Consider the following 14,156-nt stretch of genomic DNA (forward strand, 5'->3'; position numbering starts at 1 on the left):
AACAACATGTGCAGCGGCACAGACCCGACCAAGAGAACGTTTGCATTGTTCTCTTTGACATACCTGCCCCACCGCATGCCCAAACCGCCCTTCTCACCCTATAATGCTAGGGAAAGACAAGCGCGCGCGGGCTGGAGTCACCGAAGACTCCGCCCGCGCTGAGCGCCATCAACATCGTGCGTAAGCGCCTTTTTATCGGTCCGCATCCACAAACGCAAGAAAAAATTAATTTCTTCGTAGCAGACGCGAGCAAAAAAGGATTCCTACGCCCTTTTAGATGACGCCTTTGAAACTACTTCAGCTCGACGGCAGCGCCGACGGCTTCGAGCTTCTTCTTGGCTTCTTCGGCGGACTTCTTGTCCATGCCGCTCTTCACTTCCTTGGGCGCGCCTTCGACCAAGTCCTTGGCCTCCTTGAGGCCCAGGCCGGTGATGGCACGGATTTCCTTGATCACTTCGATCTTCTTGTCGCCGGCCTTGGCCAGGATCAAGGTGAACTCGGTCTGCTCTTCAACAGCCGCCGCCGCTACGGACGCCACAGCCGCCACAGCGACCGGAGCCGCCGCCGAGACGCCCCATTTTTCTTCCAGCAACTTGGCCAGATCGGCCGCTTCCAGCACCGACAGACCCGACAGTTCTTCGACCAGCTTTTCCAACTTCGACATGACCCTTACTCCCTTGGTTGAGCGTTTGTTTGCGAGTGAAACCCATCCCGCGACACCCAAAACCTTGGGTAAGGCGGGAATTCCTGAGTGACTTTATTGACGACCGCGCGCGGCAAGAACGCGCGACACTTGACCGGCCGGAGCCTGCAACACGCCCACCATCTTCGAGGCGGGAGCCTGCAACAGGCCGATCAGCTTGCCGCGCAGAGTGTCCAGCGGCGGCAGACTGGCCAACGCGTTGATATCGCTGGGCGTCAGACGGCGTTCGTCCAAAGAGCCGCCGATCATGGTCAGCTTACCCTTGAAGTCCTTGTTGAATTCAACCAGAGCCTTGGCGGCAGCCAGCGGGTCTTGCGACCAGGCCAGGGCGCGTGGGCCCTTGAACAAATCGCTCAAGCCTTCATGCGGGGTGCCCTTGACCGACAAAGCCGCCAGTTTGTTCTTGATGATGCGCCAGTTCGCGCCGGCCTTGCGGCTGCGGCGACGCAATTCCGTCTGCTGAGAAGCCGACAGATTGCCCGGCTCCACCACCAGCACCAAACGGGCCGACGGCAAATCTCCGTGCAGAGATTCGACTTTGTGTTTTTTGGTCGCGCGATCCATCTGAGTACCCTTCAGTTGGCCATGAATTCCAATCGGCACACGAGAACGCATCACGCATTCCCATGCGGCTTTTCACCTCTAACCATGCAAGAAAGTCGGGCCGACGTCCGCAAAACACCTAGCCGCGCTATACAAAAGCCAGCGGGCCGAAAGTGAACGTCCTATCAAGCCCATCCTTCTGCGCCGGACATTAAGCCACCCCCAAGAGGCTGGCACCGGCGGTCTTCGGACGACGAGCGCCCCCGTTATAGCGCCCTCACTCGGACAATGCCAAGCTTTTTTTATATCGTGCTCAACCGAGCAAAATGAGACAGCGAGATGTCGCCAATGTTCGAGAAATGGTATAGGCCGCTTTGGTTCAAAAAAGCGCCTAGGCATGGTCTTTCTGAAGGTGGGCGTCAGTGGCGCAGCCACCACATCGCTCGCCAAGCCATAGGCGAAGCCTCTTCTCACAGGGTATGAATTCGAGTAAGTTCGGCGGAGTGGTGCCAGCCGCCCTGCTTAGAATCATGTCGATGACGACAGAGGTCAGATGTGTATGCTGAAACCGCCCCCCCCCCGCGCTGGGTATCGGTGTCTGAATTAGGCATTGTCATCGGGCCGATTCTGTGGGTGGTGGCGATTCTGGCTGTCCTGGCCGCAGCCATTGCAGCGGGGTCGGGCGCATTCAATGGCGATATTTCCGCAGTCAGCGCTAAAGCCCAAGCATCGGCTATTCTTGGATATACCCATGAAGTAAAACTCGCCGTGGATAGAGTGATTGCTAAGGGCTGCACCGATACGCAAGTCAGTTTTGAAAACCCTATCGTCAGCGGATACACAAACCCGAACGCGCCTTCGGATAAATCCTGCCATGTCTTTGATGTCAATGGCGGCGGTATTTCATATAAATATCCGCCACCACAAGTATTGGATGCAAGTCTTTCTGGATATACGGGGTATGGACAATACTTTTTCACGAGCACACTATCTGTTATAGGTATTGGGAATGGTCGAACAACAACATCATTAATTATGATGATGCCACATTTGAATAAAAAAATTGCAAATAAAATTAACGAAATAAACAATATAACTGGTAGCATTGGCGGGATTTCATTATGTAATTTTCATTACACTTCGGCTAACTACTTCATAGGAAATTACTATACTCCATGCGGCGGCTTTTTCGATGCAGATGGGAATGCTCGACAACAATACGGAACAGAAGCAACGGCTAATGTTGCGGGGCATACATCTGGTTGCGTTCTCAACAACCACGCCGGGTCGTTTGAAGCAAACTGTTTCAAAGTTCTTATTGCACGCTGATTCATTAATTATTGCTACGATCAACTTTTATCAATCTTGTTCGTCTCGTCTGCCAGCTTCCTCGTTCCCCTGCCGAACCATCTTTTGACTTTTCCGTTTTAATGGGGCGTGGGATGGCTGCCCTAGCTTTTTCCAGACCATTCTTGGCCACTCCTACGGGCCTCTACAGGCTGTAGGAGTGGCCAATGGCTCAAGCCTTCACTGTGCGAAGCAAGAAAATTTATAGTCTGGCTTCTGGAACAGCCGGTCTTTGCCTCATCACACCGGGATGCATGGAGGTGGGCTGATCCTGCGGATCATTCACCATCATGGTTTTAAACACCGCGAGAGAATCTTTGTCCTTGATCCGCGAAGCCAAGAGGTCTTGCCACGTCTGAGCCACCACGGGGCATGCCCTGACAGCGACGGGAAAAACACGAATAACCCCTTTTTCGATCTGGCTGAACGCCACGCGATGATCAGGCTGCGCGATCATGAACATCGCCGTTGACGCCTGCTTAAAATACTGCCCGACCAATCCATCTATCGTGGTGAATTTAGGTCTGCAACCCCTTCTAATAATAGCTTTCTTGACCGTTGCCGTTCTTAGCTTGCCACTATTGTCTGCGGCATCCTTCACCAAGTTCTCGATCTGCCGCAGGCCTAACATTTGCTGACGAACCACATCCGAATCGGAATACCCCAAATGGCCCGGACTGCCGGGGACCTCAGAACGCGATTCTCGCATTGCCGAGGCCAATACACCGCTTTGTTGGTCTTGATCAGTCATTGAACACCAGCTCAACATGGGGTTAACCCTTTCCATGAAGTGCGGCGCGTGGGGCGCGTCATAGGACGCGAGATCGACGTCGCGTGAGACATTGAACGCCACAACCTTGCCATCGTTCCGTTAACGGGGGCAGAAACTTCATTTTGAGATCGTTCCTTGCAGCGCTTCAGATAGGACAACTCCCGTTCCATATCTGATGGATACACTATTCCTTAGAGATCGATTCGTTCAAAGAAGATATAAAAACATGGATAGATTTCAGTGCCTGCCTTTAGCTTGCAACTATTCTTTACCAAGATCACGGCACTATTCCGCATATCATTGTATGTATATCATTTATTTATTTATAACCATGGGTTGTTAATATGTCTAACTGTTGGCCCCAGATAGAACCTGTCTAAGGAAATGAAGACATGATGATTTTACCCGCCATTGTGGACTTCGACACAGCAAACTCATTACGCATAAAGATTGATAAAATATCAACCCCTGACATGGCTTTCTGCTGTGACGGTCACAATGTTTTGAAGCTAACAACATGGGGACTTCAAGCTCTGCTGGCTGCCGACCGCGATCTGCAGGCGAATGGAAAGAAACTTGGCCTCACGCGCATCTCCCCCGAATTCAGCCAAGCCTTGGAAGATTTTGGGTGCAAGGAGCAGATGGAACGCTGGAGTCAGATATCGAACCTGGATGCCCCCTCAAGCAAAGGATCATCGGCATGAGCAAGAAAGTGCTGGCGGTTGACGACTCGCAGACCATGCGCGAGATGGTGGCCTTCGCGTTGCGGCAAGCAGGCTATGACGTGCTGTTGGCCGAGGACGGGCAAAAGGCGCTGGGCGTGCTGGGCAGCAGTCCCGTGGACTGCGTGATCACCGATCTAAACATGCCGCAGATGGACGGCATCGGCCTGATTCAAGCGTTACGAGCGCATCCCACGCATCGCGGCACCCCCATTCTGATGCTGACCACGGAAAGCGACGACCAGAAGAAACAAGCGGGTAAGGCCGCCGGAGCCACCGGCTGGCTGGTCAAGCCCTTCAATCCCGAGAAACTGCTGGATGTCGTGCGGCGGGTTTCGGGTTAAGAGCGCGTCATGACAGACACCCCCTTCGACCAATTCCGTCGGACTTTTTTCGAAGAATGCGCCGATCTTCTGACCATGGCCGAAGGCGAGCTGCGCGGGCTTGACCTGAACGCGCCCAATTCGGAAAGCTTACACGCCATTTTCCGCGCCGTGCATTCCATCAAGGGCGGTGCCGGGGCTTTCGGTTTTGATCGCCTGGTGGCTTTCGCGCATGGGTTCGAATCCACGTTGGACGCGCTACGCGATCATCGCTTACGCCTTGACCGCGACCACCACGATCTGATCATGCGGGCTTTCGATGTATTGGCCGATCTGGTGCAGGATGCGCACGGCGAATCCCCCATGCAAGGCGGCAGTGAGCAGGACATTGCCGATGCCCTGACCCGTTGGCGCGGCGACACCGCCTCCCCTGCCCCGCTCTCGGCCAGCCCTGCCGCGCATGAGAAAAATTCTGGCGGCGGTTGCTATCTCATCCGCTTTACGCCCAACACCCAAATGCTGGCCAAGGCCAATGAACCCTTACTGATTCTGCGGGAATTAAAACGTCTGGGACAGGCCACCATCACCGTTGATCTATCGCGCCTGCCGGGCCTATGCGAAATGTCGTCACAAGAAAGCTATTTATCTTGGACCATCGAGTTACACACCGCGCATGATCTGGATCGCGTGCGCGAGACCTTTGAGTTTGTCCTGGACGACTGCGAGCTTTCCATCACCGAGCACGACACGCGCAAAACGGAGGCACCCGCCGCCGAAGGGACAGAAGCGCCGCGCGGCCAGACCAGCGCCGCATCGCCCACATCCATGCGGGTGGATATCGACAAGGTCGATCGCCTGGTCAATATGGTGGGCGAGATCGTCATCACCCAAGCCATGTTGTCGCAGCAGATCGCGCATATGCAAATCGACAAACACCAGGAGCTGATGACCGGCATCGAGCAAATGGCCTGGCATACCCGCGAATTGCAAGAAAGCGTGATGGCCATTCGCGCGCAACCGGTGCGCTCGGTGTTTCAGCGTATGCCGCGCCTGGTGCGCGAGCTGTCCTTCGCCCTGGGCAAAGAGGTGCGCCTGGTGACCGAGGGGGAAAACACCGAAGTGGACAAGACGGTGATCGAACAGCTATCCGATCCCTTGACTCACCTGATCCGCAACAGCGTGGACCATGGCATCGAAACGCCCGACCAACGCGAAGTGGCCGAGAAACCGCGCATAGGCACCATCACGCTGTCGGCGGCGCATCGGCACGGACGGATCGTGATTGCCGTCGATGATGACGGCGCTGGCTTGAATCTGGAACGCATCCGCGCACGCGCGATCGAGCGCGGCCTGATCGACGCGCAAGCCGATCTGGATCAAGAGGCCATCTTAAACCTCATCTTCCTACCCGGTTTCTCCACCGCCGCCGCCGTCACGAACATCTCCGGTCGCGGCGTGGGCATGGACGTGGTCAAGCGCAATGTGCAGGCCATGGGTGGGCGCGTGACGGTGGAGTCGCGCCCAGGCCAGGGCGCGCGTTTTACCTTATCCCTGCCCCTGACACTGGCCGTTCTGGACGGCATGTTGGTGCGGGCGGGCGGCGAGCGTTATGTCATTCCCTTGGCTGGCATCATCGAAAGCATCTGTCCCGCGCCGGGCATGGTGGCCAAGCTTGTCGGATGTGGAGACGTGCTGCATATCCGGGGTGAATATGTGCGCCTTATTCCCCTACATACCGCCTTTAATCTGCATGACGACGCTCAGACCAACGGACTGGTCGTGCTGGTCGAGGCCGAAGGCGGACGCCGCGCCGGATTTATCGTTGACGAGATCATAGGACAACAGCAGGTTGTGATTAAAAGCATGGAGACAAACTATACACACATCCCGGGAATATCTGCCGCCACCATCTTGGGCGACGGGCGCGTGGCTCTTATCCTTGATATTTCCGGCTTGATGGATATGAGGATGATGAATCCGTCCTCTTCATTCGCGCCCGATACGACCGCCTATCCCCTGTCATCCGATTGCCTACCATCGTAGGCTTGCCCTTTAAGTTTTTTCAATTCTTTGTTGTCATCTTTTGTAATCAAAAGTTGAGTTACATCTCTTGATGAAAGGGGTTACGGAAATGGCTTTGGAAGCAAATCCCCCACATTCCGAAGATGGCGCGAGCCGACAGGAGCAAGGGTCCACCCAGGCTCGGCAATATGTCACCTTCACGATCAACAGCGAGGAATACGGCGTCGATATCATGGACGTGCGCGAGATCAAAGGCTGGACGCATGCCACGCGCCTGCCGAACGCGCCTTCCTATGTGCGCGGCGTCATCAATCTGCGCGGACTGATGCTGCCGATTTTCGATCTGCGTTCGCGCTTTGGCCAAGGCGAGACGGACGCCAGCAAGACCCATGTGATTGTGATCGTCGCCGTCGGCAGCCGCACCATCGGCATTCTGGTGGACGCCGTGTCGGATATCCTTTCGATCACCCAAGACCAAATCCGCCCCGCGCCGGAATTCGAGCAAGGCCATGAAGCCGCGTATCTGCACGGATTGGTCAGCGTCAGCGAACGCATGGTGGCTCTGCTGGCCTTGGACCGACTCTTCGACCTGGCCGGCGTGCGCGAAGGAATATTGGACGCAGCCGTTGCCGAAGCCGTCCCGCAGGCCGCCGCCCAGCAAGCCATCGCCTAACCATCCTTACTCATCATCCTTTCCAGGAGAACAGACATGTCATCACTTCACGCCTCGGCCACGCCCGCCCGCGCCGGACTTCTAAACCGCCTGCGCATCAGCCATCGCCTAACCTTGGGCTTCTTATTGGTCTTGGCGATCATGGCCGTCAGCAGCGGCATTACCGCCTATTCCGCCGTCCAGTCGTCGAAGATATCGTCGTCCTTAAAGGAAACCCGCATCCCCAGCGCCCTATTGCTAACCGACATAGAAACCATGGTCAGCGTGGCGGAATTCAAAATGTCCGACTACATCGCCGACAAGGGCGTAGCTTACAAAGAGGATTTCAAATCCTATATCGAAAAAGTCCACGCCGATGTCGAAAAAATGGATGAACAAGTTAAATCCTGGACTTTCCCCGAGCAAATCGAAAACTGGCAGGACATCAAAAAACGCATGGAAGTCGTTTATCGCTCATTCGACGACACGCTTAAACTCTACGATTCGGGCGACAAGGCCAAAGCCAGCGAGACGTTTTACAAGGAAGTCCGCCAGTCCGTCAGCCAGATGAAAGACGTTTTATCCGGCAAGAAAGGCAAATCGGGCTTTCGTGAAGGGGGCCTGACCGATGATCGGGTCGAGGTCCTGAACACCGCAGGCGTCGAATTGGTCGATAGCATGCAGACCATGATCCGCCTGACATTGCTATTGCTGGCCATTGGGATCACGACGGGACTGACCGTTGCCTTCTTCACCGCCCGCGCCCTCACCCGCCCGATCAACAGCATGAAGGACGCCATGGCGCGGATCGCCGCCAGCGACGTCGAGGTTCAGATCCAAGGCATGAATCGCGGCGATGAAATCGGTGACATGGCCCGCGCCCTGGCCGCCATCCGCGAGATCGGCATCAACGCCGCCAAGGCCAAGAGCGCCCTGGATAATGTCGGTGCCAATGTGATGATGACCGAAAACGACGGCAAAGTGGCCTATGCCAACCGCTCGCTGGGCGACATGTTCCGTCACGGCGAGTCCGATATCCGCAAGGAGATCAGCGGCTTCGACACGTCGCGCCTGTCCGGCATGTCGATCGAGGAGTTCCAGCGTTTCTGCGCCAATCCGCATGAATCCCTGGCACGGGTCAATGCGCGTTCCCAAAACCGTGTCGTGGTGGGTGGACGCACCTATGACCTGACCGCGAACCCCGTCACCAACGACAAGGGCGAACGGCTGGGCACGGTGATCGAATGGGTGGACATGACTCAGCAGCTCAGCGTGGAGAACGAGATCGCCGAACTGGTGGATAGCGCCGTCAAGGGCGACCTAAGCCGGCGCATGGATCTGGCCGGCAAGGACGGGTTCATGCGTAAGCTGGGCGAGGGAATGAACAATCTCACCCGCACCACCAACGACGCTTTGGAAGATATCGCCAGCTTCTTGGACGCTCTCTCGCGCGGCGACCTCACACGCCGCATGGAACGCGCCTATCAAGGCATGTTCGAGCGCATCAAGAACGACGCCAACGGCTCGGCGCAGCGCTTGGCCGAGATCGTGGGACGGATCATCGAGGCTTCCACCACCATCTCCACCGCGGCGGGCGAGATCGCATCGGGCAGCAGCGACCTTTCGGCCCGAACCGAGCAACAAGCGTCCAATCTTGAAGAAACCGCAGCGTCCATGGAGCAGCTGGCCGCCACCGTGCGCCAGAACTCCGAAAACGCCCAACAGGCCAATAAGCTTGCTTCCGGCGCGCGCGGCTCGGCCGAGAACGGAGGCAAGGTGGCGCAAGACGCCATCGCCGCCATGGGACGCATCGAGACCTCCTCGCGCAAGATATCGGACATCATCGGCGTGATCGACGAAATCGCCTTCCAGACCAACTTGCTGGCCTTGAACGCCGCCGTCGAGGCCGCAAGGGCGGGCGACGCGGGCAAGGGCTTTGCCGTGGTCGCCACCGAAGTCCGCGCCCTGGCCCAGCGTTCGGCTCAGGCCTCGCGCGAGATCAAAGCGCTGATCGTGGATAGCGGCAATCAGGTCAAGGACGGCGTGTCCCTGGTCCGCAATGCGGGCGATGCGCTGAACGAGATCGTCGACTCCATCAAGCGCGTGGCCGATATCGTGGCGGAGATCGCGGCGGCCAGCAGCGAACAGGCATCGGGCCTAGAGCAGGTGAACAACGCCGTCTCACAAATGGACGAGATGACGCAAAAGAACGCCGCCCTGGTCGAAGAAAGCGCAGCAGCCGCAGGTTCCTTGAACGAGCAATCCGCCAACTTGACCGAGATCATGGGCTTCTTCCAAACCGAACAAGGCCGCGTCAAAGCCACGGCACCCAAGCCCATCACCGCAGCCGCGCCCGAACCACGCGCCAGGACACAAACAATGGCCGCTGCCAGAACCGGCACACGTTCATCCGCGCGCAATGCCCCGGCCAGCGCAAACGGCAAAACCCCGCCCAAAAGCCTAGCCGCCGCCTCAGGCGAAGGCGAATGGAAGGAGTTTTAAGCAGAGCAAGAGGGGACGCGCGTCGCCATGCTGATGAACCTGCCCGATGGAATCGATTCTGTCCCCATGGCAGAGCATGCGACCCGTCCCCGTGAATTCGCCTTCACTCCTCATGACTTCACTTATCTGGCCGAGTTGGTCACGCAGCACACCGGCATCCGTCTGCCGCCCGAAAAGAAAGAAATGCTGTATGGCCGCTTGTCGCGCCGATTGCGCCATCTGGGGCTTGGAAGTTTTGGCGACTATCGCGCCTTACTGGAAGGCCCCGATGGCGAGCAGGAAATCACGCACACCATCAACGCCCTGACCACCAACCTGACCGGGTTCTTTCGTGAAGCGCATCACTTCGACCATCTGGCCAAAGTGGCGTTGCCACAGATTTTAGAAGCTCAAAGCCAAAGCGGCACGCGCCGCCTGCGCCTATGGTCGGCGGGTTGCTCGACAGGCCAGGAACCCTATTCCATCGCCATGACCTTGCTGGCGAGCATGCCACAGCGCAATCAGTGGGACGTGCGGATCCTGGCGACAGATCTGGACAGCCAGGTTCTGCAGCATGCGCGCGCGGGTTGCTATGATCGTGGATTGGCTGAAAAAATTCCCGCGAATTGGCGATCCGCCTATGCCGAAAGCCATCCAAACGGCCAGATGCGCATGGCCAGGTCCTTGCGAGAGATCATCACCTTCAATCACCTAAACCTGATGCATCCTTGGCCGATGCGCGGACCTTTCAGCGTCATTTTTTGCCGCAACGTGGTGATCTATTTCGACAAGCCAACCCAAAGAATATTATTCGACCGCATGGCCGACCTGCTGACCCCGCGCGGCTATTTGTATATCGGCCATTCCGAAACCTTGTTCAACGTCTGCGACCGCTTTGAGGCATGCGGAAAAACCATATATCGCAAAAAGGAAGACGCATGAGCTTGGTCACGACCATCGAACGCCGCGCACCGCGCGATAAGCAACCTATTTTCGTATCGCGTTACTTCGACTCTCAAATCGACGGCATGGCCGTGACGGTCCTTCCCGCACAACATGCCATCAGCGCCAGTCCAGATGAGGTCCTTGTGACTGTGCTGGGAAGCTGCGTGGCCGCCTGCATCCACGACCCAGTGATGAATCTGGGCGGGATGAACCATTTCATGCTGCCGGGCGAGGCCATGAGCAATTGGAGCGACGCGAACCGCGAGATGCGCTACGGCCACACGGCCATGGAAAAGCTGATCAACGACCTGCTCTCGCGCGGGTGCCGCAAAGAACGCTTTGCCATCAAGCTGTTCGGCGGTGCCAGCGTCATTCAATCGCCGATCCCCGTGGGCGAACAGAACATTATCTTCGTGCGGCGCTATCTGCGCGACGAAGGGCTTAGCATCATGGCCGAAGACCTGGGCGGATTTCATGCGCGGCGCATCTATTTTCGCGCCAGCGCGGGCAAGGTGGACCGCCTACTTCTGAAGCGCCAGGAAGACGAGACGATCTTCACCAACGAACTGTCCTTGCGCCAGACTCTGCGTCAAGCCGACATGTCTGGCAGCGTGGAGTTGTTCTGATGGCCGTGCGCGTGCTGATTGTGGACGACTCCGCCCTGATGCGCCAAATGCTGACCAGCCTGTTGCATGGCGACGATCTGCATGTGGTGGGCGCGGCCGAGAACCCCTTGGTGGCACGAGAGATGATCAAGGCCCTAAACCCCGACGTGTTGACCCTGGACGTGGAAATGCCGCGCATGGACGGGTTGGATTTCTTGTCGCGGCTGATGTCCTTGCGACCCATGCCGGTTGTGATGATCTCGTCCTTGACCCAGGAACACGCCGAAGCCGCCTTACGCGCCCTAGAACTAGGGGCGGTGGATTGCATCGCCAAACCACAAACGGATCTGGCCAAGGGAATGGAGGCCATGCGCGAGGATATGCGTAGCCGAATCCTGGCCGCCGCCAAAGCGCGTGTTCGACCTTTGACCTCGCGCACGCCCAAGACCAAACCAGCGCATGGCGCGGTGCCGTTTACCTCCAGCGAGAAGATCGTGGTGATAGGCGCATCCACCGGCGGGGTGGAGGCCCTGACCGAAGTGCTCTGCGCCCTGCCCGCCGCAAGTCCGGGCATTTTGGTGGTTCAGCATATGCCGCCTTTGTTCACGGCCTCATTCGCCAAACGCCTGGACGGACTGGCCGCGCTAAGCGTTGTCGAAGCGCGCGACGGCACACGCATCATGCCCGGACATGTGCATATCGCGCCGGGCAGCATGCATCTGGAACTTGCGCGTAGCGGCGCGGATTATATGTGCCGCGTTCATGACGGGCCCTTGGTGTCGGGGCATCGGCCTTCGGTGGATGTCTTATTTCATTCCGCCGCGCGTTGTGCCGGAGCCAACGCGCTGGGCGTCATCCTAACCGGCATGGGCCGCGACGGCGCGGAAGGTCTGTTAAAAATGCGCCAAACCGGCAGCGCGACGGTGGGCCAAGACGAATCCAGCTGCGTCGTCTATGGCATGCCCAAAGCCGCCTATGACCTGGGCGGCGTGGCCCAACAACTGCCCCTTGATCGCATCGCCGAATCCATCCTGTCATATTCCCACGAAGCACGTCAGGCCTTGCGCGTTTAATAGGGCTTTATTATTTATCGCCCTTTGCCTTTTGCCATGCTCGTACCATATTGATACACAAGATTTGGCATGACGGCGGAAAGGAACGCGGCTTTGAGCGATAACGGCAACATGCCCATTTGGCACGGCACGACCATCTTATGCGTGCGCAAGGGCGATAGCGTGGTGATGGCGGGGGACGGTCAGGTCTCGTTCGGCAACACCGTGATGAAGGGCAATGCGCGCAAAGTGCGCCGTCTGGGAACCGGCGGGGATATCCTGGCCGGATTTGCGGGAGCGACCGCCGATGCCATGGCGTTGTTCGAACGGCTCGAAGCCCAGCTCGAAAAGCACCCCGGCCAACTGGCGCGTGCTTGCGTGGAAATGGCCAAGGATTGGCGCACCGACCGCTATCTGCGCCGGTTAGAGGCCATGCTGGCCGTAGCGGATAGAGGTGTCAGCCTGGTGCTGACGGGCGTGGGCGATGTGTTGGAGCCAGAAGACGGCCTGATCGGCATCGGCTCGGGCGGGTCCTATGCCCTGGCCGCCGCACGCGCCCTGATGGACACCGACCAAGACGCCGAGGCTATCGCACGCAAGTCCTTGGACGTCGCCGCCAGCATTTGCATCTATACCAACCGCAACGTCACTTTGGAGAAATTGGCCGCATGAGCGCGTTAACACCCCGTCAAATCGTCGCCGAATTGGACCGCTACATTGTCGGCCAGCATGAAGCCAAACGCGCGGTGGCTATTGCTCTGCGCAATCGCTGGCGTCGTCAGCAATTGCCCGATGCGCTGCGGGAAGAGGTCTTACCCAAAAACATTTTGATGATCGGTCCCACAGGCGTGGGCAAGACGGAGATCGCCCGTCGCCTGGCGCGGCTGGCCGATGCGCCTTTCTTGAAGGTCGAGGCCACGAAGTTCACCGAGATCGGCTATGTTGGCCGCGATGTCGAACAGATCGTGCGCGACCTGCTGGACGTAGCGATCAAAATGGCGCGCGCCAAGCATCGGCGCGAGGTGGAATCCCGCGCGGCGGAATTGACCGAGGAACGTCTGCTGGCCGCGTTGGTGGGCGACAGCGCGACACCTGAGACGCGCCAAAAATTCCGCCAAATGCTGCATGAAGGCAGTCTTGATGATAAGGAAATCGAGATTGCGATGAATGATAACAGCGCCGAGAACATGCCCATGTTCGAGATTCCCGGCATGCCCGGCGCGCAAATGGGCATGATGAATATCGGCGATATGATCGGCAAAGCCTTTGGCCAACGCACCAAGACCAAGCGCCTTACCGTCGCCGCCGCCCGCAAGGCGGTGGAGGAAGAGGAATCCGACAAATTGTTGGATAACGACAAAGTAGTCGGCGAAGCCATCGAGATGGTCGAGCAAAACGGCATCGTCTTTCTGGACGAGATTGATAAGATCGCCGCACGCAGTGACTTGCGCGGCGGCGATGTCAGCCGCGAGGGCGTGCAGCGCGACTTGCTCCCCTTGATCGAAGGAACGTCCGTTTCCACCCGCCACGGCACAGTACGCACCGACCATGTTCTTTTCATCGCCTCGGGCGCATTCCACTTGGCCAAGCCTTCGGATCTGTTGCCCGAGCTGCAAGGTCGTCTGCCCATTCGCGTGGAACTAAAAGCCCTGACGCGCCAGGACTTTCGCCGCATCCTGACCGAGCCTGAAGCCAGCCTAATCCGGCAATACAAGGCCCTGATGGCCACGGAGCAACTGGACCTTGAATTCTCCGACGATGCCATCGACGCCCTGGCGGACCTGACCACCACCATCAACGAGCAGATCGAAAATATCGGCGCGCGGCGTTTGCACACCGTCCTTGAAAGACTGCTGGAAGAGATCAGCTTCGAGTCGGATGGAGAAAAAGGCGCACGCAGCCTTCGCATCGACGCGGAATATGTCCGCACCCATGTGGGTGAATTGGCGCGCGACAACGACTTATCGAAGTTCATTTTATAAAAGAACT

General features: G+C 57.6%; 14 protein-coding genes. 11 read left to right on the forward strand and 3 right to left on the reverse strand.

The features are described 5' to 3' along the window. Positions 1–292 precede the first annotated feature (292 nt). Positions 293–664 (reverse strand): 50S ribosomal protein L7/L12, encoded by a 372-nt coding sequence (rplL, locus tag IPI58_02475; protein ID QQR69550.1) that lies wholly within the window; start codon positions 662–664, stop codon positions 293–295. A gap of 93 nt (positions 665–757) precedes the next feature. Further along, complete coding sequence (locus tag IPI58_02480; GenBank protein ID QQR69551.1) at positions 758–1,267, reverse strand: 50S ribosomal protein L10; 510 nt, start codon at positions 1,265–1,267, stop codon at positions 758–760. A gap of 534 nt (positions 1,268–1,801) precedes the next feature. Here IPI58_02480 and IPI58_02485 point away from each other — a divergent pair. After that, the gene (locus IPI58_02485; GenBank protein QQR69552.1) at positions 1,802–2,575 is read left to right on the forward strand and encodes a hypothetical protein; all 774 of its coding nucleotides are present in this window, start codon (positions 1,802–1,804) and stop codon (positions 2,573–2,575) included. A gap of 220 nt (positions 2,576–2,795) precedes the next feature. Here the strand turns inward: IPI58_02485 and IPI58_02490 are convergent, their stop codons facing one another. Continuing rightward, positions 2,796–3,446, reverse strand: a complete 651-nt coding sequence (locus IPI58_02490; protein ID QQR69553.1) for a hypothetical protein — start codon at positions 3,444–3,446, stop codon at positions 2,796–2,798. A 311-nt stretch (positions 3,447–3,757) separates the two neighbouring features. Between IPI58_02490 and IPI58_02495 the strand changes: the two genes are divergently transcribed. From IPI58_02495 to hslU, 10 genes are all read left to right on the forward strand, one after another. Then, the gene (locus IPI58_02495; GenBank protein ID QQR69554.1) at positions 3,758–4,069 is read left to right on the forward strand and encodes an STAS domain-containing protein; all 312 of its coding nucleotides are present in this window, start codon (positions 3,758–3,760) and stop codon (positions 4,067–4,069) included. Then, positions 4,066–4,431, forward strand: a complete 366-nt coding sequence (locus IPI58_02500) for a response regulator (GenBank protein QQR69555.1) — start codon at positions 4,066–4,068, stop codon at positions 4,429–4,431. Before IPI58_02495 ends, IPI58_02500 begins: the two co-directional genes overlap by 4 nt. A gap of 9 nt (positions 4,432–4,440) precedes the next feature. Beyond that, on the forward strand, positions 4,441–6,453 hold the full coding sequence (locus tag IPI58_02505) for a chemotaxis protein CheA (GenBank protein QQR69556.1): 2,013 nt from the start codon (positions 4,441–4,443) through the stop codon (positions 6,451–6,453). Between the two features lie 88 nt (positions 6,454–6,541). After that, the gene (locus tag IPI58_02510; GenBank protein ID QQR69557.1) at positions 6,542–7,105 is read left to right on the forward strand and encodes a purine-binding chemotaxis protein CheW; all 564 of its coding nucleotides are present in this window, start codon (positions 6,542–6,544) and stop codon (positions 7,103–7,105) included. 36 nt (positions 7,106–7,141) lie between these two features. Further along, on the forward strand, positions 7,142–9,586 hold the full coding sequence (locus IPI58_02515) for an MCP four helix bundle domain-containing protein (protein QQR69558.1): 2,445 nt from the start codon (positions 7,142–7,144) through the stop codon (positions 9,584–9,586). A gap of 66 nt (positions 9,587–9,652) precedes the next feature. Next, entirely contained in the window at positions 9,653–10,507 is an 855-nt protein-coding gene (locus IPI58_02520; protein QQR70013.1) for a protein-glutamate O-methyltransferase CheR, read from the forward strand. After that, positions 10,504–11,136: a chemoreceptor glutamine deamidase CheD gene (locus IPI58_02525; protein ID QQR69559.1), complete on the forward strand. Its 633-nt coding sequence runs from the start codon at positions 10,504–10,506 to the stop codon at positions 11,134–11,136. The genes IPI58_02520 and IPI58_02525 overlap by 4 nt, the downstream gene beginning before the upstream one ends. After that, on the forward strand, positions 11,136–12,188 hold the full coding sequence (locus IPI58_02530; protein QQR69560.1) for a chemotaxis response regulator protein-glutamate methylesterase: 1,053 nt from the start codon (positions 11,136–11,138) through the stop codon (positions 12,186–12,188). Before IPI58_02525 ends, IPI58_02530 begins: the two co-directional genes overlap by 1 nt. A 111-nt stretch (positions 12,189–12,299) precedes the next feature. After that, positions 12,300–12,839 carry an ATP-dependent protease subunit HslV gene (hslV, locus tag IPI58_02535; GenBank protein ID QQR70014.1) on the forward strand — a complete coding sequence of 180 codons (540 nt, stop codon included), beginning with the start codon at positions 12,300–12,302 and terminating at the stop codon, positions 12,837–12,839. Continuing rightward, complete coding sequence (hslU, locus tag IPI58_02540) at positions 12,836–14,149, forward strand: ATP-dependent protease ATPase subunit HslU (protein QQR69561.1); 1,314 nt, start codon at positions 12,836–12,838, stop codon at positions 14,147–14,149. Before hslV ends, hslU begins: the two co-directional genes overlap by 4 nt. Positions 14,150–14,156: the final 7 nt, after the last annotated feature.

It is taken from the genome of Alphaproteobacteria bacterium, from assembly GCA_016699305.1.
GTDB lineage: Bacteria > Pseudomonadota > Alphaproteobacteria.

Coding starts and splice junctions, on each gene's coding strand:
- rplL (QQR69550.1), bottom strand. CDS start 664: ATGTCGAAGTTGGAAAAGCTGGTCGAAGAACTGTCGGGTCTGTCGGTG.
- IPI58_02480 (QQR69551.1), bottom strand. CDS start 1,267: ATGGATCGCGCGACCAAAAAACACAAAGTCGAATCTCTGCACGGAGAT.
- IPI58_02495 (QQR69554.1), top strand. CDS start 3,758: ATGATGATTTTACCCGCCATTGTGGACTTCGACACAGCAAACTCATTA.
- IPI58_02500 (QQR69555.1), top strand. CDS start 4,066: ATGAGCAAGAAAGTGCTGGCGGTTGACGACTCGCAGACCATGCGCGAG.
- IPI58_02505 (QQR69556.1), top strand. CDS start 4,441: ATGACAGACACCCCCTTCGACCAATTCCGTCGGACTTTTTTCGAAGAA.
- IPI58_02510 (QQR69557.1), top strand. CDS start 6,542: ATGGCTTTGGAAGCAAATCCCCCACATTCCGAAGATGGCGCGAGCCGA.
- IPI58_02515 (QQR69558.1), top strand. CDS start 7,142: ATGTCATCACTTCACGCCTCGGCCACGCCCGCCCGCGCCGGACTTCTA.
- IPI58_02520 (QQR70013.1), top strand. CDS start 9,653: ATGGCAGAGCATGCGACCCGTCCCCGTGAATTCGCCTTCACTCCTCAT.
- IPI58_02525 (QQR69559.1), top strand. CDS start 10,504: ATGAGCTTGGTCACGACCATCGAACGCCGCGCACCGCGCGATAAGCAA.
- IPI58_02530 (QQR69560.1), top strand. CDS start 11,136: ATGGCCGTGCGCGTGCTGATTGTGGACGACTCCGCCCTGATGCGCCAA.
- hslV (QQR70014.1), top strand. CDS start 12,300: ATGCCCATTTGGCACGGCACGACCATCTTATGCGTGCGCAAGGGCGAT.
- hslU (QQR69561.1), top strand. CDS start 12,836: ATGAGCGCGTTAACACCCCGTCAAATCGTCGCCGAATTGGACCGCTAC.